Annotated in this window: 17 protein-coding genes; 9 read left to right on the top strand and 8 right to left on the bottom strand. The window is 62.0% G+C overall.

The genetic code is table 11. The annotated features are described in order from the left end of the window. Nucleotides 1–140: 140 nt before the first annotated feature. The 6 genes from CAG02_RS07335 to aspA all read right to left on the bottom strand — a co-directional run bounded on the left by CAG02_RS07335 (nt 141) and on the right by aspA (nt 7968). Nucleotides 141–1241 (bottom strand): polyamine ABC transporter substrate-binding protein, encoded by a 1101-nt coding sequence (locus CAG02_RS07335; RefSeq protein ID WP_085708803.1) that lies wholly within the window; start codon nt 1239–1241, stop codon nt 141–143. Then, a complete protein-coding gene (locus CAG02_RS07330; protein WP_085708804.1) occupies nt 1238–2263 on the bottom strand; it encodes a histone deacetylase family protein in 1026 nt (341 codons plus the stop codon). Before CAG02_RS07330 ends, CAG02_RS07335 begins: the two co-directional genes overlap by 4 nt. 132 nt (nt 2264–2395) lie before the next feature. Then, nucleotides 2396–3394 (bottom strand): AraC family transcriptional regulator, encoded by a 999-nt coding sequence (locus CAG02_RS07325; protein ID WP_085708805.1) that lies wholly within the window; start codon nt 3392–3394, stop codon nt 2396–2398. An 87-nt stretch (nt 3395–3481) separates the two neighbouring features. After that, on the bottom strand, nt 3482–4486 hold the full coding sequence (locus CAG02_RS07320; RefSeq protein WP_085708806.1) for an asparaginase: 1005 nt from the start codon (nt 4484–4486) through the stop codon (nt 3482–3484). A 181-nt stretch (nt 4487–4667) separates the two neighbouring features. Next, nucleotides 4668–6113, bottom strand: a complete 1446-nt coding sequence (locus CAG02_RS07315) for a sodium:alanine symporter family protein (protein ID WP_085708807.1) — start codon at nt 6111–6113, stop codon at nt 4668–4670. Between the two features lie 430 nt (nt 6114–6543). After that, the gene (gene aspA / locus CAG02_RS07310; RefSeq protein WP_085708808.1) at nt 6544–7968 is read right to left on the bottom strand and encodes an aspartate ammonia-lyase; all 1425 of its coding nucleotides are present in this window, start codon (nt 7966–7968) and stop codon (nt 6544–6546) included. A gap of 180 nt (nt 7969–8148) precedes the next feature. Here aspA and CAG02_RS07305 point away from each other — a divergent pair, with 180 nt between their 5' ends. From CAG02_RS07305 to CAG02_RS07285, 5 genes are all read left to right on the top strand, one after another. Beyond that, nucleotides 8149–9057, top strand: a complete 909-nt coding sequence (locus CAG02_RS07305; RefSeq protein ID WP_085708809.1) for a LysR substrate-binding domain-containing protein — start codon at nt 8149–8151, stop codon at nt 9055–9057. Between the two features lie 212 nt (nt 9058–9269). Then, on the top strand, nt 9270–9761 hold the full coding sequence (purE, locus tag CAG02_RS07300; RefSeq protein ID WP_007954291.1) for a 5-(carboxyamino)imidazole ribonucleotide mutase: 492 nt from the start codon (nt 9270–9272) through the stop codon (nt 9759–9761). A gap of 10 nt (nt 9762–9771) precedes the next feature. Next, nucleotides 9772–10854, top strand: coding sequence for a 5-(carboxyamino)imidazole ribonucleotide synthase (locus CAG02_RS07295; protein ID WP_085708810.1), 1083 nt, complete (start codon nt 9772–9774; stop codon nt 10852–10854). 111 nt (nt 10855–10965) lie between these two features. Beyond that, nucleotides 10966–11211, top strand: a complete 246-nt coding sequence (locus CAG02_RS07290; RefSeq protein WP_065260866.1) for a GlsB/YeaQ/YmgE family stress response membrane protein — start codon at nt 10966–10968, stop codon at nt 11209–11211. Between the two features lie 90 nt (nt 11212–11301). Further along, nucleotides 11302–11838 (top strand): DUF3299 domain-containing protein, encoded by a 537-nt coding sequence (locus CAG02_RS07285; protein WP_085708811.1) that lies wholly within the window; start codon nt 11302–11304, stop codon nt 11836–11838. 48 nt (nt 11839–11886) lie between these two features. Here the strand turns inward: CAG02_RS07285 and CAG02_RS07280 are convergent, their stop codons facing one another. After that, nucleotides 11887–12786 (bottom strand): D-hexose-6-phosphate mutarotase, encoded by a 900-nt coding sequence (locus tag CAG02_RS07280; RefSeq protein ID WP_085708812.1) that lies wholly within the window; start codon nt 12784–12786, stop codon nt 11887–11889. A 59-nt stretch (nt 12787–12845) separates the two neighbouring features. Next, nucleotides 12846–13250, bottom strand: coding sequence for an acyl-CoA thioesterase (locus CAG02_RS07275; RefSeq protein WP_003229628.1), 405 nt, complete (start codon nt 13248–13250; stop codon nt 12846–12848). A gap of 379 nt (nt 13251–13629) precedes the next feature. Between CAG02_RS07275 and CAG02_RS07270 the strand changes: the two genes are divergently transcribed. The 4 genes from CAG02_RS07270 (at nt 13630) to pstA (ending at nt 20228) form a co-directional block, all read left to right on the top strand. Continuing rightward, the gene (locus CAG02_RS07270) at nt 13630–14928 is read left to right on the top strand and encodes an MFS transporter (protein WP_085708813.1); all 1299 of its coding nucleotides are present in this window, start codon (nt 13630–13632) and stop codon (nt 14926–14928) included. 154 nt (nt 14929–15082) lie between these two features. Beyond that, nucleotides 15083–16084: a phosphate ABC transporter substrate-binding protein PstS gene (locus CAG02_RS07265; RefSeq protein WP_085708814.1), complete on the top strand. Its 1002-nt coding sequence runs from the start codon at nt 15083–15085 to the stop codon at nt 16082–16084. Nucleotides 16085–16508: 424 nt separating this feature from the next. Beyond that, nucleotides 16509–18542, top strand: coding sequence for an ABC transporter permease subunit (locus CAG02_RS07260; RefSeq protein ID WP_170931577.1), 2034 nt, complete (start codon nt 16509–16511; stop codon nt 18540–18542). A 15-nt stretch (nt 18543–18557) separates the two neighbouring features. Next, complete coding sequence (gene pstA / locus CAG02_RS07255) at nt 18558–20228, top strand: phosphate ABC transporter permease PstA (protein WP_085708816.1); 1671 nt, start codon at nt 18558–18560, stop codon at nt 20226–20228. The last annotated feature ends 57 nt before the right edge of the window (nt 20229–20285 follow it).

Genomic DNA, 20285 nt, shown 5'->3' with positions numbered 1-20285 from the left:
CCGTGTCCTTGTTTGTCGGTAGCGGCGCTCTCCTGCAACGCCGGGATCGGGACACGTTAAAGGCTTGTCGGGGACAGGGTGCGGTACATGGATACCGCAAAAAAAGACCCGCGAAGGCGGGTCTTTTTCGGTGGCTGGCTTCAAGTGCCGGACTTGATCTTGGTCCACGCCCGGGTGCGTGCCCGCTCCGCGTCGCGCGGCAACGGTTGCAGGGTATAGAGCGTGTTCATCGCCGCATCGGTCGGGTACAGATTCGGGTTGTTGCGAATCGCCGGATCGACCTGTGCGGTGGCGTCCTTGTTCGGGTTCGGATAGCCGACAAAGTCGCTGACCGGCGCAATCACCTGGGGTTGCAGCAGGTAGTTGATGAAGGTGTAGGCGTCCTGCGGGTTCTTCGCGCCTTTCGGGATGGCGAGCATGTCGAACCAGATCGGCGCCCCTTCCTTCGGCAGGCGCATGTCGACCACCACGCCGTTCTTCGCCTCTTTGGCACGGTTGGCGGCTTGCGAGAAGCTGCCCGAATAACCGACCGCGACGCAGATGTCACCGTTGGCGATATCGGCCATGTACTTGGACGAATGGAAGTAGGTCACGTACGGACGAATCTTCATCAGCAGCGCTTCGGCCTTGGCGTAGTCCGCCGGGTTCTTGCTGTTGGGATCGAGACCCAGGTGTTGCAGGGCCAGCGGCAGGATCTCCGACGGCGAGTCGAGCAGGGCGACGCCGCACTGCTTGAGCTTGCTGATGTTCTCTTCCTTGAAGATCAGGTCCCAGCTGTCCACCGGCGCGTTGTCCCCCAGCGCTGCCTTGACCTTGGCCGGGTTGAAGCCGATCAGGATGGTGCCGTACATGTACGGCACGGCGAACTTGTTGCCCGGATCGTTGGCCTCGATCAGCTTCATCAGTTTCGGGTCGAGGTGGTTCCAGTTCGGCAACTGGCTGCGATCCAGCGGCTGGAACACCCCGGCCTCGATCTGCTTGGCGAGGAACACGTTGGACGGCACCACCACGTCATAGCCGGAGTTGCCGGTCAGCAACTTGGCTTCCAGCGCTTCGTTGGTGTCGAAGATGTCGTAGACCAGTTTGGTCTGACTGTTCTGCGCCTTGAAATCTTCCAGAGCCTTGGGAGTGATGTAGTCGAACCAGTTGTAGACGCGCAGGGTGCGTTCTTCGGCGTGGGCGGCGCCGCTCAGCAGTGCTGCACAGAGCGCGGGGGCGATGAAATGCTTGAGACTTTTCATGACTCGAAACCTTCGAGCACGTTCACCGCATTGATGCCGATTTCTTCCACCGCGTATCCACCTTCCATGACGAACAGGGTCGGCTTGCCGAGGGCTGCAATACGCTTGCCCATGGCCAGATAGTCCGGGCTGTCGAGCTTGAACTGCGAGATCGGGTCGTCCTTGAAGGTGTCGACGCCCAGCGACACGACAATGATGTCGGCACCGTAGTTGTCGATCTCCGCGCAGGCCTGATCCAGCGCCGCGCTCCAGACATCCCAGCCGGAACCGGCCGGCAGCGGATAGTTGAAGTTGAAGCCTTCGCCGGCGCCTTCGCCGCGCTCGTCTTCGTAGCCGAGGAAGAACGGAAATTCCGCTTCCGGGTGGCCGTGGATCGAGGTGAACAGCACGTCACTGCGCTCGTAGAAAATCGACTGGGTGCCGTTGCCGTGGTGGTAGTCGACGTCGAGGATCGCGACCTTCTTGTGGCCCTGATCGAGGAATGCCTGGGCGGCGATGGCGGCGTTGTTGAGGTAGCAATAACCGCCCATCAAATCGCCGGCGGCGTGGTGTCCCGGCGGACGGCACAGAGCGAAAGCGCCACGGGCGCCGCGCTGGATTTCCGCTTGAGCGGTCAACGCCACTTGCGCCGCGCTGTACGCCGCTTGCCAGGTGCCGGCGGTGATCGGCGCGCCGCCGTCGAAGCTGTAATAACCGAGCTGGCCGTGCAGGCTGGTGGGTTTGACCTGACGCAGCGTGCGCGCGGGCCAGGTGTAAGGCAGCAAGTCGCCGTCGGTGTTGAATTCGGTCCAGCGCGCCCAGGCGCCTTTGAAGAAGTCGAGGTATTCGCGGCTGTGGATGCGTTCGATCGGCCCTAGGCCGAAATCCTTCGGTGCCTCGACCGGGCCGAGGTTTTGATTTTTTACCCGTTGCAGCACGTGGTCGGCGCGGGACGGCATCTCGAAGCAAGGCTTGAGTTGCCCGTCGATCAATTCGCAGCGGCCATGGTGCAGGTGGTGATCGTCAGAGTAGATCGTCAGCATTTGTTGTTCTCCGCAGGGGCTGATTCGGTTGGCTCCAGTGTTGCGGCGCGGGACGAATCGGAGAACGGCCAGAGAGGCCAAAAGGGGATCGATATGGCCAAAAATGCTGACCTGATATCGCCCCTCGACGGTTTAACCGTGTGGACGGAACTGACTTGGCGCCACGCCGCTCCAGCGCACGAAGGCATGGCGGAAGCTCGCGGTCTCGCTGAAACCGAGTGTTTCGGCGATGCGGTAGATCGGCAGCTGATCTTCGCAAAGCATCTGTTTGGCCCGCTCGAAGCGCAGCTCGTCGAGTAGCTCCTGATAGCTGCAACCCATGTCTTTCAGGTGTCGGCGGAGGGTGCGCGGCGAGCAGTTCATCTGCTGCGCCAGACCTTCCAGCCCCGGTGCGGCATTGAGTTGCGCAGTCAGCAACTGACGGATGCGCCCGAGCCACGCCTGGCGGCCGGTGAACTCGGTGTTCTGTTTGCGGCAGCGTTCGGCCATGGCCTGATGGGTAATGATGTCGGCCAGCGGCAGCGGCTGGTCGAGCCAGCGTCGGTCGAAGGCGAAGGCGTTGTCCTTGGCACCGAAGTGCAGGGGCGCCTTGAAGTGTTCGGCGTAGCTGTCGCGGTAGTCCGGTGCGGCGTGTTCGAAGCGGGCGGCCAGCAGAGGAAGCGGATGACCGAGCAGGTCGTCGCAGATGACTTTCAGCGATACCAGACAGAACTCGGCATTGAACACTGCCATCGACGGACTCTCGCGGTAGTCGGCGGCGACGAACCAGACACGCTCGCCGTCGTCTTCCAGGCTCAGCTCGAAAAGTGTTCCCAGCAGCGCCGGATAACGGATCGCCAGCCGCAAAGCGTCACCGAAGGTGGCACAGGTCAGCAGCGCGTAACCGAGGATGCCGTAGCAGGAAACATGCATGCGCCGGCCCAGTTCCAGGCCGATGTCGTGCTTGAGCGCGACGGCGTTGGCACAGACCTGCATCTCCTGATTGGTGGTGATGCGAGTGTCGGCCCGGCTCAGATCCGCCGCGCTGATGCCGCTGCCGGCCAGCAGTGCTTCGCTGGACAGGCCTTCGGTCTTGAACGTGTTGAGGATCAGCGAGACCGCATTGAGCGTGGTGAGGTGGGAGTGGAGCATAGGATCTTCCAGCCTTGGGATGCTGGAAACGGCAGCAAGTTGCATGCCGGGCCGAGGGAGCGGCGAAGCTCCCACGGCTGGTTGCGATCAGCTGAGCTCGCCGCACAGGTCGAGTTCGACCAGACGCCGGACTTCAGCCGTCTCAAGGCCTGCCCCCAGCAAAGCATTCAACTTGCCGAACGCCGCCTCACGGGTCATGCCGCCACCGGACAACACACCGACGCCACGCAAGCGGCTGCCCGCTTCGTAGATATCCAGTTCCACACCGCCTTCATGGCACTGTGTGACTGCAACCACCACCACACCCTTATCCCGCGCCCGGCCGAGGCTGGCGAGGAACTCAGGATTGTCGCTCGGCCCGGTGCCGCTGCCGTAGCATTCCAGCACCAGACCCTGAATGCCGCTGTCGAGCAGGCCGTCGATGATCTCGGCACGGATGCCCGGGAACAGTGGTAGCACGGCAACGTTGGCCAGTTGCTTCGGCTGGTTGTAGCTCAGCGCTGCCGGCAGCGAAGTGGCTTTCACACCGCCGCCCTGACGCTCCAGGCGCTTGAACGGGTGACGGCCGAAGCTGCGCACTTTCGCGCAACGGGTCGGGGCCAGCAGCTCGCCGTGGAAGTAAAGATGCACGCCCGGCGCCAGGCCATGGCCGAGGGCGACCAGTGCGCCACTGAGGTTTTCCCAGGCGTCGCTGTCGGTGACGCCGGCCGGCAGCATCGAACCGGTGAAGCAAACGCGGGCATGCAGGCCGAGCAACTGGAAGCTCATGGCGGCGGCGCTGTAGGCCAGGGTGTCGGTGCCGTGCAGGATCAGTACGCTGTCGCAGCCTTGCACATCGATGGCGTCGACGACGGCTTCGCGCAGTTGCTGCCAGTAGGCCGGGGTCATGTTGGCGCTGTCGATCAGCGGCGACATCTCGCGAAAGCGCCACTGCGGTACGACCAGTTCAGGCTGGCTGTGCAGGTAGTCGCGCATCCGCGCTTCGAAACCGGAGGCCGGGGCCAGACCGTTGGCGCTGGCCTGCATGCCGATGGTGCCGCCGGTGTACAGCACCATGACGTGCTGGGCGGCAGGGTAAGTCGAGGAATTCATGGGGATTCTCCGAAACGATGAGGTCCTGTGGGAGCGAGCTTGCTCGCGAAAGCGGTGTGTCAGTCAGCATATTTATCAACTGAACGACTGCATTCGTCGGATCGCCGCCCGGAGCAAGCTCGCTCCCACAGTTTTTCGAACTGTAACTGACGGGCGCGGGGATGCGCCCGTCATTCACCCATCAGCGTTGCGCTGCAGGGATGCCTTGCGCCTGAGCGTCAGCCTTGGCAGCCGCCGACGGGCTGGTTGGCCAGGCTTTCAGGTCCAGGTCCAGGTCGGCAAATTTGCTGGAGTCGAACACGGGTTGATCGACACCGGCGCGGCGCTGTTCGTCGTAGTCGCGCATCACACGCATGCCGACCTTGAACAGCAGGGCCAGGGCCACCAGGTTGACGAAGGCCAGGCAAGTCATGGTGATGTCGGCGAAGGCGAACACGGTCGACAGGTCCTGCATCGAACCCCAGACCACCAGCGCCAGCACCAGACCACGGAACGTCATCAGCGCAACGCGGTTGCGAGTGAGGAATTGCAGGCTGTTTTCGCCCAGGTAGTAGTTGTAGAGGATGCAGGTGAAGACGAACAGCGACAGCGCGACGCTGACGAACATGCGGCCCCAGTCACCGACCACGGCGGCCAGCGAGTTCTGGGTCAGGACGATGCCGTCACCTTCGAAGCCCGGGGTGTAGAAGCCCGACAGCAGGATCAGCAGCGCGGTGCAGGTGCAGATCACGAAGGTGTCGAGGAACACGCTGAACGCCTGAACCACGCCCTGAGCGCCAGGGTGCTTCACGGCCGCCACGGCGGCGACGTTCGGCGCGCTGCCCAGGCCCGCTTCGTTGGCGAACACGCCACGCTTCACGCCCATGACGATGGCGCTGCCGAGCAGGCCACCGAAGGCCGGGTCGAGACCGAAGGCGCTCTTGAAGATGGTGACCAGCATGGCCGGTACGTGTTCGATCTGGGTGCCGATCACGTACAGGGTCACGGCGATATAGGCCAGGGTCTTGACCGGAACCAGCAGGTCGGACACCGAGGCGATGCGCTTGATGCCACCGATGAAGGTGATGGCCAGCAGCACCGCCAGGACGATACCGGTGTGTTGCGGGTCAAAGGCAAAGGCGTTCTGCAGCGAGTGGGTCACGGTGTAGGACTGCAGGCCGATGAAGGCGAAGCCGTAAGTGACCAGCAGCAGGATCGAGAACACCACCGCCATGCCCTTGAGCTTCAGGCCGTGCTGGATGTAGTAGGCCGGACCACCACGGTACAGGCCATCACCATCGGCACGTTTGTAGACCTGGGCCAGGGTACATTCGAAGAAGCTGCTGGACATGCCGACCAGTGCGGTCACCCACATCCAGAACACCGCACCCGGACCACCCAGGGTCACGGCGATGCCGACACCGGCGATGTTGCCTGCACCGACGCGGCCGGCAAGGCTGAGCATCAGGGCCTGGAACGAGCTGAGTTGACCGGCGCTGCCTTTGAGACTGTCGCGGAACACCGCGAACATGTGGAAGAAGTGGCGCAATTGAACGAAACGCGAGCGAATCGTGAAGTAGCTACCGAGCCCGACAATGAGCACGATCAGTACTTTCCCTGAGAGGAAGTCGTTGATGACTTCGAGCATGGATTTTTCCTCGCTGTTTATTGTGTAAGCAAATGCTGGATGGTCGGAAACATCGCGTTACACCGGTGTGCGCGCGGCACAACGGGCGAGGCGAGGGTTTCGTCCCGGATCCATATCGCGGGTTTGTTATTAGTTCGGGTTTCGCATGGGTTATGGCCTCGTTACCGACGACCGCTCACGCGAAGAGGGGCGGCACTATACCGATCAGTGCGGCGCCCGTCTGCACGGTTGTGGTGCAAGCGACGAAACGAAGCTTTGAAACACCCGACGTTACCGGCGTCGGGGCTTTTGCGGGATGACTCCCACAGAAGACGATTGTCCTTTCAAATAGTTAAAAAAAAGGGCTTGGGGAATGATCCCCAAGCCCTCAAAAGGTGAGAGGTGTCTAGTCCCTCGACCTGGTGAGCGGTGCTACAAGTAACGCGTCGGATCAGGCCTTCAGAGGCACCAGACGCGGAGCAATCATGTTTTCCGGGCGCAGGATGTCGGCGAGCATGGCGTCGTCGAGCAGACCTTCTTCGCGCACCAGTTCCAGCACGCCGCGGCCGCTTTCAAGCGCGATACGGGCGATGCGGGTGGCGTTTTTGTAGCCGATGTACGGGTTCAGTGCGGTGACCAGACCGATCGAGTGTTCGACCAGTTCGCGGCAGCGCGCTTCGTTGGCGGTGATGCCGACGATGCAGTGCTCGCGCAGCATGTCCATGGCGCGTTGCAGCAGGCGGATCGAGTCGAGGATCTTGAAGGCGATCAGCGGCTCCATCACGTTCAGTTGCAGTTGGCCGCCTTCGGCTGCCATGGTCAGCGCCAGATCGTTACCGATGACCTGGAACGCAACCTGGTTCACGGCTTCCGGGATTACCGGGTTGACCTTGCCTGGCATGATCGAGCTGCCTGGCTGACGCGCCGGCAGGTTGATTTCGTTGATGCCGGTGCGCGGGCCGCTGGACAGCAGGCGCAGGTCGTTGCAGATCTTCGACAGCTTGACTGCGGTGCGCTTGAGCATGCCGGAGAACAGCACGAAGGCGCCCATGTCGGAGGTGGCTTCGATCAGGTCGGCGGCTGGAACCAGCGGTTGACCGCTGATCAGGGCCAGACGCTGTACGGCCAGGGCCTGATAGCGCGGATCGGCGTTGATGCCGGTGCCGATCGCGGTGCCGCCCAGGTTCACTTCGGTCAGGACTTCCGGGGCCAGCGTCTTCAGACGGGCCAGGTCTTCGCCCATGGTGGTGGCGAAAGCGCGGAACTCTTGACCCAGAGTCATCGGCACGGCGTCTTGCAGCTGGGTACGACCCATCTTCAGGACGTGGTTGAATTCTTCACCCTTGGCCGCGAATGCCTGAATCAGGCTGTCGAGGCTGGCCAGCAGCGCGTCGTGACCCAGCAGCAGACCCAGACGGATCGCGGTCGGGTAGGCGTCGTTGGTCGACTGCGCCATGTTCACGTCGTCGTTCGGGTGCAGGTACTGGTACTCGCCTTTCTGGTGACCCATCGCTTCCAGCGCGATGTTGGCGATCACTTCGTTGGCGTTCATGTTGGTGGAAGTACCGGCGCCACCTTGAATCATGTCGACCACGAATTCTTCGTGGAAATCACCGCGGATCAGACGTGCACAGGCTTCGCTGATGGCAGCGTGCTTGGCTTCGCTCAGGTGACCCAGCTCACGGTTGGCGTCAGCGGCGGCCTGTTTGACCATCGCCAGACCGACAACCAGCTTCGGGTAGTGCGAAATCGGAACGCCCGAGAGGCGGAAGTTGTTCACCGCTCGCAGGGTCTGGATGCCGTAATACGCTTGAGCAGGGACTTCCAGGGAGCCAAGCAGGTCGTTTTCTGTGCGGAATGATGCAGCGGAGGACATGATAGAAATCATCTCGATATGGACCCGGTCTGTGCCGGAACGCTGCGAATGCTAGGCTTGTGGGAATTTTTGGGCCAATGCTGTTAAGCACTGCCCTATGCACATTCGGCATAATGCCCGTGTGACGCCGCGTGCGCGGCAGACGTGTGACCTGTTTTGGTGCGTGTCCGGGAGGACGTGATGAATCTGGAAAGCAAATGGCTCGAGGACTTCAGTGCCCTGGCCGCCACCCGCAGCTTCTCGCAGGCAGCCGAACGGCGCTTCGTGACCCAGCCGGCTTTCAGTCGGCGGATCCGCAGCCTGGAAGCGGCGCTGGGCCTGACGTTGGTCAACCGCTCGCGCACGCCGGTCGAGCTGACGGCGGCGGGGCAACTGTTTCTGGTGACCGCGCGCACTGTGGTTGAACAGCTCGGCGAGGTGCTGCGCCATTTGCATCACCTGGAAGGCGGGCAGGGCGAGGTGATCCAGGTGGCGGCGGCGCACTCGCTGGCGCTGGGTTTTTTCCCGCGCTGGATCGCACAACTGCGCAACGAAGGCCTGAACATCGCCACGCGGCTGGTGGCGACCAACGTTGGCGACGCGGTGCATGCGTTGCGTGAGGGCGGCTGCGATCTGATGCTGGCGTTCTATGACCCGGACGCAGCGATGCAGATGGACCCGGAAATCTTCCCGTCGCTGCATCTGGGCCAGACCGAAATGCTTCCGGTGTGTGCGGCGGATGCCAATGGCAAACCGTTGTTCGATCTCGAAGGCGAGGCCAGCGTGCCGCTGCTGGCCTATAGCGCCGGGGCATTTCTCGGCCGTTCGGTGAACGGCTTGTTGCGCCAGCGTCAGTTGCGCTTCACCACCATCTACGAAACCGCCATGGCCGACAGCCTTAAAAGCATGGCCCTCGAAGGCCTTGGCATTGCCTGGGTGCCGCAATTGAGCGTGCGGGCCGAACTGGCCCGAGGCGAACTGGTGGTCTGCGGCGGCCCGCAATGGCATGTGCCGCTGGAGATTCGCCTGTACCGCTGCGCGCTGGTGCGCAAGGCCAACGTGCGGTTGTTGTGGCGCAAGCTTGAAGGCGGTGCCGCACAATCTTCCTGAATGCGCTGGCGCTGACCTTTGAGTCAATAAAACCGGGGCTTTGGCTCATTTGACAGATGGTCGCAACGGGGGCTGTTTATTGCTTTCTTTGCGGTATACTGCGCGGCCTTCGGCCGGTTCGTCCGGCCATTTTTCCTACAACAAGCCACGCAATCTGCGTGGCTTGTTGTTTTTGACGCGCCTGCGGGCGCCCAGAGAGAAGAGGCGCGACGATGAGTGCACTGGTTGGCGTGATCATGGGCTCCAAGTCCGATTGGTCCACCCTTAGCCACACCGCCGATATGCTGGAAAAGCTCGGCATCCCGTACGAGGTCAAGGTGGTTTCTGCCCACCGCACCCCGGATCTGCTGTTCCAGTACGCTGAAGAGGCTGAAGGCCGCGGCATCGAGGTGATCATCGCCGGTGCCGGTGGCGCAGCCCACCTGCCAGGCATGTGTGCGGCCAAGACCCACCTGCCGGTGCTGGGCGTTCCGGTGCAGTCGGCCATGCTTTCGGGCGTCGATTCGCTGCTGTCGATCGTGCAGATGCCGGCCGGCATTCCGGTTGCCACTCTGGCCATCGGCAAGGCCGGTGCGATCAACGCTGCGCTGCTGTCGGCGAGCATCCTGGGCGCCAAGCATCCACAATTCCACGCGGTACTGAAGACCTTCCGTGCCGAGCAGACGGACAGCGTCCTGGACAATCCAGACCCACGTATTGCCTGAGGTTGTTGAGATGAAGATCGGTGTAATCGGTGGCGGCCAGTTGGGTCGCATGTTGGCCCTGGCGGGCACTCCGCTGGGCATGAACTTCGCTTTCCTCGACCCCGCGCCGGACGCTTGCGCCGCTGCGCTGGGCGAACACCTGCGGGCCGATTACGGCGATCAGGATCACTTGCGTCAGCTGGCCGATGAAGTCGATCTGGTGACCTTCGAGTTCGAAAGCGTCCCGGCTGAAACCGTGGCCTTCCTTTCGCAGTTCGTGCCGGTCTACCCGAGCGCCGAAGCCCTGCGCATCGCTCGCGACCGCTGGTTCGAGAAAAGCATGTTCAAGGACCTGGGGATTCCGACCCCGGCGTTCGCCGACATCCAGTCGCAAGCCGACCTGGACGCCGCTGTCGCTTCGATCGGTCTGCCGGCCGTGTTGAAAACCCGCACCCTGGGTTACGACGGCAAGGGCCAGAAAGTCCTGCGCAAGCCGGAAGACGTGGTCGATACCTTCGCTGAACTGGGCAGTGTGCCGTGCCTGCTGGAAGGCTTCGTGCCGTTCACCGGCGAAGTGTCGCTGATCGCCGTGCGTGCCCGCGATGGCGAGACGAAGTTCTATCCACTGGTGCACAACACCCACGACAGCGGCATTCTCAAGCTGTCGGTCGCCAGTTCCGGTCACCCGCTGCAGGCCTTGGCTGAAGACTACTCCAGCCGCGTCCTCAAGCAGCTGGACTATGTCGGCGTGATGGCGTTCGAGTTCTTTGAAGTCGACGGTGGCCTCAAGGCCAACGAAATCGCCCCGCGCGTGCACAACTCCGGGCACTGGACCACAGAAGGCGCCGAGTGCAGCCAGTTCGAAAACCACCTGCGGGCCGTTGCCGGTCTGCCGCTGGGGTCGACGGCCAAGGTCGGCGAGAGCGCAATGCTCAACTTCATTGGTGTGGTTCCGCCGGTCGAGAAAGTCATCGCCATCGACGATTGCCATCTGCATCACTATGGCAAGGCCTTCAAGGCCGGGCGCAAGGTCGGTCACGCCAACCTGCGTTGCAAGGACAAGGCGACCCTCGAACAGCAGATCCTCAAGGTCGAGGCACTGATCGCCGAGTAACGAGAGTTTCATCTGGCAGCGGCGGAACCATTAAGGGCCGCCGTTCTCTGATGGCAGGATGCCAAAGTCTGACTAGGCTTTGGCCTATCGACCAATTCAGAGGGAAATGCCATGGGAATTATCGGAACCATCTTTATCGGCCTGATCGTCGGCCTGCTGGCAAGGTTCCTCAAGCCGGGCGATGACAGCATGGGCTGGATCATGACCATCCTGCTGGGTATCGGCGGTTCGCTGGCAGCCACCTACGGCGGCCAGGCCCTAGGCATTTATCAGGCAGGCCAGGGCGCCGGCTTCTTCGGTGCGCTGGTGGGCGCGATCATCCTGCTGGTGATCTACGGCCTGATCAAAAAGAACTGATCCAAAGCGACAAAGCCCTCTCTGCCAAACCGGTGGAGAGGGCTAGAATGCTCGGCGATTTACTGTTTCCTTTTTCCTACGAGCATCTTCATGCGCCGTCTTCTGTTGACTCTCCTTTTGCTGGGCAGCGGTCTGGCCCACGCCGGCGAACTGCCGGAAACCGACTGGCTGGAACTGATGCCCAAGTCGGACCAGAAAGCCCTCGAGGCCATGCCTGAAATCGACCACAACTCTCCGGAAGCCACCGGCACCTTCACCCAGAAAGGCGGGATGAAGCAGGCCAAGGGTTTGCCGGCTGTGATGTATTCGACCAAGACTGTGGCGTCGATGAACGACAAGCACATCCGCATCGGTGGTTATCCGGTGCCGCTGGAGTCGGACGCCAAGGGCCGCAGCACGCTGTTTTTCCTTGTGCCATACCCGGGCGCCTGCATCCATGTGCCGCCACCGCCACCGAATCAACTGGTGCTGGTGCGCTACCCCAAGGGTTTGAAGCTGGACGACATCTACACGCCGCTTTGGGTGACCGGCACGCTGAAGATCGAAAAGGTCAGCAATGACCTGGCCGATGCGGCCTATGCGCTGGAAGCGGACAAGGTGCGGGTGGTGCAGGAAAAGGATCTGTAATCCCGAGCAGCAAAAAAAATCGCAGCCCAAGGGCTGCGATTTTTGTTTTCAGAGCGGCTTGCCGCCGACGCTGACGCCCATGGTGTGGCTGGCATCCGGCGCGAGGGTCACGATGTCATCCATCACATTCGCCGTCTCGATGCACAGCATGCGCTGCCAGCCATCGTTGTCCATGTCGCTGAACGCGGCGGCGCGGTCGATCCAAGGGTTCCAGATGACTGCCGTCCGTGAGCCGGTAGCGGTCAGCACGATGCGCCGCTCCCAGGCCGGATCGACGATGCTCAGTTGCGGCGGAGCGTCGAGGTAGATGCGGTCGGTTTCCCCGGCAAAACGCAGGTCGCCTTGCTGGGAGTGAGTCTTCCAGTCATCTAGCGTCTCGATGTAGTCCAGGCCGTCCACGCCTTCGACGCGCACGTTGCGCACATCGCTGACGGCGAAATAGCTGTGCAGCGCCTGGCTGATGCTGACGGTGTCGGCACCGCGGTTGTGGCTGGTCAGGCTGATGTGCAGCTGATCGTCGAGGCGCAGAGTCAGGGTCAGGTCGACCTGATGCGGCCAGCCCGCAAAGCCGCCTTCGGGGTAGGGCAGGGTGAATTCCACTTTCAGGCTTTCGCCCTCGGTTTCGATACCACCCAGCTCCCAGTCCATCGCCCGGACAAACCCGTGAGCGGCCGCCGGCTCTTCGCTGACGCGCATGGCCTGCACGCTCTGCGGGTTGCGGGCGAAGACGCCGAACCACGGCCAGCACACCGGCACGCCGGCGCGGATGCTCTTGCCGGTCTTGAACACGGCCTTGTCGTTCAGCCAGATCAGCGGCGGCTGGCCGTCCACCTGATAACTGAGGATGTGCGCGCCTTGCTGGGCCACCAGCACTTCGGCCTGACCGTGGCGGATGCGCCAGCAGTTCAGTTCATCCAGTTTCACGGCTTCAACGTTGGGCGTGTTCATGGGACAACTCTCGAATCAGCAACTTGGGACGACTATCGACCTTGAAACGGCCGCGAGGTTTAACGTGCGCGCGGCGGAACCGAACGGGTGCGACCGCTGCCGTCGATGGCCACGAACACGAACACCGCTTCGGTCACTTTGCGCCACTCGCTGGACAGCGGATCGTCGCTCCACACCTCGACCATCATCTGGATCGAGCTGCGGCCGATTTCCAGGGTCTGGGTATAGAAGGACAATTGCGCGCCGACGGCCACCGGCACCAGGAACGCCATGCGGTCGATGGCGACGGTCGCGACGCGGCCACCGGCGACGCGGCTGGCCATTGCGGTGCCGGCCAGGTCCATCTGCGCCACCAGCCAGCCGCCGAAAATATCGCCGAAGCCGTTGGTTTCGCGGGGAAGCGCGGTGATTTGCAGGGCCAGGTCGCCTTGCGGGATCGGATCTTCTTGTTCGAGCTCTATCATGCCGGGGGTGCCTCTGACCCGTGACTCTTCGTTGGGTATTGCTGGTGGTAGCCGTCTTCAGGAAAAACGATTCAGCACCGAACATACTACGTTCGTCACGTTTTCCATAAGGCAACTAAAGGGGAAACTCTGCGAAACCGACTGGTTCAACGCGATAAGGCGGCCAGCAACGTTTTCGCACAGCAACCCCTTACAAGCCGGAGCAGGATTGCGAGTATATCGGTCGGTAGACTCCGCGACGACCATCCGGTTCTCATTTCGACCGTCAAATACGCGCCTCTATGTGCTTTTTCGAACAATTTGCTATGGTGCCGAACCTGCCCGAGCCACAGCCAGCGTTGTTGTGGCGGCAGATCCGACTATAAGAGAAGACCTTGCCATGACCACAGCGCCCTCGAGCATCGCGCAGCCGGACCAACCCGCACGACCCTTGACCCGCAATGACTACAAGACTCTGTCGCTATCGGCCCTGGGCGGTGCGCTGGAGTTCTACGATTTCATCATTTTCGTGTTCTTTGCCACCGTGGTCGGCAAATTGTTCTTCCCGGCCGACATGCCCGAGTGGCTGCGGCTGATGCAGACCTTCGGCATCTTCGCCGCCGGCTACCTCGCGCGGCCGCTGGGCGGGATTGTGATGGCGCACTTCGGCGACCTGCTGGGGCGCAAGAAGATGTTCACCCTGAGCATCTTCATGATGGCCGTGCCGACCCTGATCATGGGCCTGCTGCCGACCTACGCGCAGATCGGCATGTGGGCGCCGATCCTGCTGCTGTTGATGCGCGTCATTCAGGGCGCGGCGATTGGCGGTGAGGTGCCGGGGGCGTGGGTCTTCGTTTCCGAACACGTGCCCGGAAAGCATATTGGTTATGCCTGTGGAACCCTGACCAGCGGCCTGACGGCGGGCATCCTGCTGGGTTCGCTGGTCGCCACCGCGATCAACAGCATTTATACGCCGGTGGAAGTTTCGGACTACGCCTGGCGGATTCCATTCCTGCTCGGCGGCGTGTTCGGCCTGTTCTCGGTCTACCTGCGCCGCTGGCTACACGAAACCCCGGTGTTCGCCGAACTGCAACAGCGCAAGGCCCTGGCCGAAGAAGTGCCGCTGCGCGCGGTGCTGCGTGACCATCGCGGAGCCATCGCGGTCTCGATGCTGCTGACCTGGCTGTTGTCTGCCGGCATCGTTGTGGTGATCCTGATGACCCCGACCGTGCTGCAGACGGTCTATCACTTCTCGCCGACGATGGCGCTGCAATCCAACAGCCTGGCCATCGTCTTCCTGAGCCTGGGCTGCATCATTTCCGGCGCGCTGGCGGATCGCTTCGGTGCCGGTCGCGTGTTCGTGTTCGGCTGCCTGGGCTTGCTGGCCAGTTCCTGGACCTTCTATCACAGCCTCGCCGATCACCCGGACTGGCTGTTCCCACTGTATGCGCTGACCGGCTTCCTGGTCGGCACCATCGGTGCGGTGCCGTACGTGATGGTCAAGGCGTTCCCGCCGGTGGTGCGCTTCAGCGGTCTGTCCTTCTCTTATAACGTCGCCTACGCCATCTTCGGCGGCCTGACCCCGATGGTGGTCAGCCTGCTGCTGAAAGAAAGTGCGATGGGGCCGGCCTATTACGTGGCGGTGCTGTGCGGGATGGGGATCCTGGTTGGCGCCTGGCTGTGGAGCAAGGGTCGCTGATTCATCCCAAATGTCCGGTTACAACTGAAAGGCCAGCCTTCCGACAGGGGATGCTGGCCTTTCATCCAATTGTCATATTTCAGCCATAGAGTGTTCACACGGCCTGCTGATACTTGGCCCCGACTTAACACCCCCTATCTGCTAGGAGTAAGGCATGAAACTGAAGCGTTTGATGGCGGCAATGACTTTTGTCGCTGCTGGCGTTGCGACCGCCAACGCGTTCGCCGCTGTTGACCCGTCGATCCCGAGCTACACCAAGACCACTGGTGTGTCGGGCAACCTGTCCAGCGTCGGCTCCGATACCCTGGCCAACCTCATGACCTTGTGGGCCGAGAACTACAAAAAAGAATACCCGAACGTAAACATCCAGATTCAGGCCGCTGGCTCCGCCACCGCGCCACCTGCGCTGACCGAAGGCACCTCCAACCTGGGCCCGATGAGCCGCAAGATGAAGGACACCGAACTGGCGGCCTTCGAACAGAAATACGGCTACAAGCCAACCGCTATCCCGGTTGCCGTGGACGCCCTGGCTGTCTTCGTACACAAGGACAACCCGATCCAGCACCTGACCATGGAACAGGTTGACGCGATCTTCTCGTCCACCCGTCTGTGCGGCGCCAAAGCCGACGTCAAAACCTGGGGCGACCTGGGCGTGACCGGCGACCTGGCCAACAAGCCGGTTCAACTGTTCGGCCGTAACTCGGTATCCGGCACCTACGGCTACTTCAAGGAAGAAGCCCTGTGCAAAGGCGACTACAAGCCTAACGTCAACGAACAACCAGGCTCGGCTTCGGTCGTGCAGTCGATCAGCTCCTCGCTGAACGGCATCGGTTACTCGGGCATCGGCTACAAGACCGCCAGCGTGAAAACCGTTGCTCTGTCGAAGAAAGGCAGCACCGAGTTCATCGAAGACAGCGAAGAAAACGCCCTGAACGGCAAGTACCCACTGTCCCGCTTCCTGTACGTGTACGTGAACAAGGCCCCGAACAAGCCTCTGGCCCCGCTGGAAGCCGAGTTCGTGAAACTGGTTCTGTCGAAACAGGGCCAGGAAGTGGTAGTGAAAGACGGCTACATCCCACTGCCGGCCAAGGTTGCTGCAAAAGCACTGGCTGACCTGGGTCTGCAGGAAGGCGGCGCTGAAGTCGCAAAAAAGTAACAAACTGAGTCAGGGGTGAACCCCGCCTGACTCCCGTGTGGGGCCCGGCCCGCAAGCGGCCCGGCCCCCACACTCCCCGAATTCTTTTATCCACTGCCAGTGACCTGCTGGCGGCGGATTTGGTGCGTCACTGCATTGTCATCTTTCTGTCATGCAGGATCGCTAGGGTGTGCGCATGAATGATCTGGCCAATTCCAAAATGACTACGAACCCTCCCAAGCGCATTGATTTCAATACGCCTGAGTTGCAACGCAAGCGCCGCATTCGCGCGCTCAAGGATCGCTTCACCCGTTGGTACGTCCTCGTCGGCGGTCTGGCGGTGCTGGCAGCCATCACCCTGATCTTCTTCTTCCTCGCCTACGTCGTCGCGCCCCTGTTCAAGGGTGCCGAACTGACCGCGAAAGACGCTATCACCCCAGCCTGGATGCAGGACGCCGGCAAGCCACTGATGATTTCGCTCGAAGAGCAGAATCAGGTAGCCATGCGCGTTTCTGACAAGGGCCAGGCGCTGTTCTTCGATATCGACAGTGGCGCTGAATTGAAGCGCGTCGATCTGCCGTTGCCGGCAGGCGCCAGTGTGACCTCCATCGGTGAAGACCAGCCGGGTCATCCGCTGGTGGCCGTGGGCCTGTCCAACGGTCAGGCGCTGGTGTTCCGTCACACCTATAAAGTCAGCTACCCGGAAGGCAAGAAAACCATCACCCCGGCGATCGAGTTCCCGTACGGCGAAGCGCCGATTGCGCTGAACGAGAGCGGCGGTGCGCTTGAGCACGTCAGCCTCAACGCCACCGACTCGACCCTGATGCTGGTCGGCTCCACCGGTTCGCAACTCAATGTGCTGTCGCTGACCAGCGAAGAAAACATGATGACCGGCGAAGTCACCAACGAGCAGAAGCGTATCGATCTGCCGCAGATGACCGAGCCTGTGAAAAACATCTTCGTCGACCCGCGCCAGCAATGGCTGTACGTGGTCAACGGACGTGCCCAGGCCGACGTGTTCAGCCTGCGCGACAAGAGCCTCAACGGTCGCTACAAGTTGCTGGAAAACGCTGACGCGCAAGTCACTGCCGCCACTCAACTGGTAGGCGGTATCTCGCTGATCGTCGGTGACTCCACCGGTGGCCTGGCCCAGTGGTTCATGGCCCGCGACACCGATGGCGAGCTGCGTCTGAAGCAGATCCGCACCTTCCAGATGGGCAAGACGCCGATCGTTGAAATCACCGCCGAAGAGCGCCGCAAGGGCTTCGTTGCCCTGGATGCTTCCGGCAAGCTCGGCGTGTTCCACAGCACCGCGCACCGCACCTTGCTGGTCGATCAGGTGGTCGAAGGCCAGGGCCTGTTCGGTCTGTCGCCACGGGCCAACCGTGTGATCGTCGAAGCCGGCGGCAAGCTGCAACCGCTGCTGCTCGACAACCCGCACCCGGAAGTGTCGTGGAGCGCGCTGTGGAGCAAGGTCTGGTACGAGAACTACGACGAGCCTAAATACGTCTGGCAATCGACTGCGGCCAACACCGATTTCGAACCGAAACTGAGCCTGTCACCACTGACCTTCGGCACTCTGAAAGCCGCGTTCTACGCAATGTTGCTGGCTGCACCGCTGGCCGTTGCCGCTGCGATCTACACCGCGTACTTCATGGCCCCGGGCATGCGCCGCAAGGTCAAACCGGTGATCGAACTGATGGAAGCGATGCCGACGGTGATCCTCGGCTTCTTCGCCGGCCTGTTCCTCGCGCCGTATGTGGAAGGGCATCTGCCGGGCATCTTCAGCCTGCTGATGCTGCTGCCGATCGGCATCCTGGTGGCCGGCTTCACCTTCAGCCGCCTGCCTGAATCGATCCGCCTGAAAGTCCCGGACGGTTGGGAAAGTGCGCTGCTGATCCCGGTGATCCTGTTCGTGGGCTGGCTGTCGCTGTACATGAGCCCGTTCATGGAGAACTGGTTCTTCGGCGGTGACATGCGCATGTGGATCTCCCATGACCTGGGCATCACCTACGACCAGCGCAACGCACTGGTGGTCGGTCTGGCCATGGGTTTTGCGGTGATCCCGAACATCTACTCGATCGCCGAAGACGCCGTGTTCAGCGTGCCGCGCGGCCTGACCCTGGGCTCGCTGGCCCTCGGTGCCACGCCGTGGCAGACCATGACTCGCGTGGTGATCCTGACCGCCAGCCCGGGCATCTTCTCGGCCCTGATGATCGGCATGGGCCGTGCAGTCGGTGAAACCATGATCGTGCTGATGGCCACCGGCAACACCCCGGTCATGGAAATGAACCTGTTCGAAGGCCTGCGCACCCTGGCGGCCAACGTCGCGGTGGAAATGCCGGAGTCGGAAGTCGGCGGCAGCCACTACCGCGTGCTGTTCCTCTCGGCGCTGGTGCTGCTGTTGTTCACCTTCGTCATGAACACCCTCGCGGAACTGATTCGTCAGCGTCTGCGCAAGAAATACTCGTCGCTTTAAGAAAGGTAGAAGTCTGTGAAACAGAACTCCCTGAATGGATGGTTCAAGAGCGGCGCCCCGGGCGTCTGGATCAGCGGTGGCGCGGTGTCCATCGCGGTCATCATGACCATTGGCCTGCTGGCGGTGATTGCCGTGCGCGGTCTGGGTCACTTCTGGCCGGCGGACCTGATCCACGCCAGCTACAACGTCCCGGGCCAGGGCAATCACCTGGTCATCGGCGAAGTGGTGCAGAAGGAAGAAGTGCCCCGCGCACGCCTGAAGAGCGCCGGCTTGCCGGTGCCTGACCAGGGCCCGGAATTCATGACCCGCGAGCTGATCAAGGTCGGCAACCGGGACCTGAACGGCAACGACTTCACCTGGATCGTCGGCGAGTGGCTGACCGACCAGAAGAACCCGCCGGAGCTGATGGCGCTGGAGCGTCGTGAGTGGGGCAACTTCTACGGCTACCTGGTCAACGTCAAACAGGACGGCAAGGTCATCGCCGAAGGCGAAGCCGCCTGGCCCGAGCTGCAGTCGCGGATCAACCGTGTGAACGGCCTCGCCGCGCAACTCAAGACCCTGGAAAAAACCGACATCGGCGCGATCAACGCCGGTCTCGAGCGCATCCGTCTGCACGGTCGCAAACTGGAACTGGAAGGCAAGCTCGACGCCACCGCGCAAGCGGACATGGACGCCGAACGTGCCGAGCTGAACGCCCGCTATCAGGACGTCGAAGCCCGTCTGGCCGATCTGCACGCGCAGTTCAACCGAGATGCCCTGACCGCTCGCGATGCCAACGGCAAGGAAATCGAAATCGGCCTGGGCAAAGTGGTTCACGCTTACCAGCCGAACGCCATGGGTACTTTCACCAAGGTCGGCTTCTACTTCAGCAAGGTCTGGGAGTTCCTGTCCGACGACCCGCGTGAAGCGAACACCGAAGGCGGGATTTTCCCGGCGATCTTCGGCACCGTGATGATGACCCTGATCATGGCGATGATCGTGACCCCGTTCGGCGTGCTGGCGGCGGTGTACCTGCGTGAATACGCCAAGCAGAACACCCTGACCCGGGTGATCCGGATCGCGGTGAACAACCTGGCGGGTGTTCCGGCCATTGTTTACGGGGTGTTCGGTCTGGGCTTCTTCGTTTACGTGCTGGGTGGCTCGCTCGACCGTCTGTTCTTCCCGGAAGCGCTGCCGGCACCGACCTTCGGTACGCCGGGTCTGCTCTGGGCTTCGTTGACCCTGGCGCTGCTGGCGGTGCCGGTGGTGATCGTGGCCACCGAAGAAGGTCTGGCGCGTATCCCGCGTACCGTGCGTGAAGGCTCGCTGGCCCTCGGCGCGACCAAGGCTGAAACCCTGTGGAAGATCGTTCTGCCGATGGCCAGCCCGGCGATGATGACCGGCATGATCCTCGCCGTGGCCCGCGCCGCCGGTGAAGTGGCACCGCTGATGCTGGTGGGTGTGGTGAAACTGGCGCCGTCGCTGCCGGTGGATGGCAACTACCCGTACCTGCACCTGGACCAGAAGATCATGCACCTGGGCTTCCACATCTACGACGTCGGCTTCCAGAGCCCGAACGTTGAAGCCGCACGACCGCTGGTGTATGCCACCGCGTTGCTGCTGGTGCTGGTGATTGCCGTGCTCAACCTGTCGGCAGTGTGGATTCGTAACCACCTGCGCGAGAAGTACAAGGCGCTGGACAGCTGATCGCCGTCACAAGAATTGAAGGGCTGCCGGCCTGATTCCCGGCAGCCAACCGAACCG

It is taken from the genome of Pseudomonas sp. R43(2017) (assembly GCF_002112345.1).
GTDB lineage: Bacteria > Pseudomonadota > Gammaproteobacteria > Pseudomonadales > Pseudomonadaceae > Aquipseudomonas > Aquipseudomonas kribbensis.
This window is presented reverse-complemented; position numbering and strand designations above follow the sequence as displayed.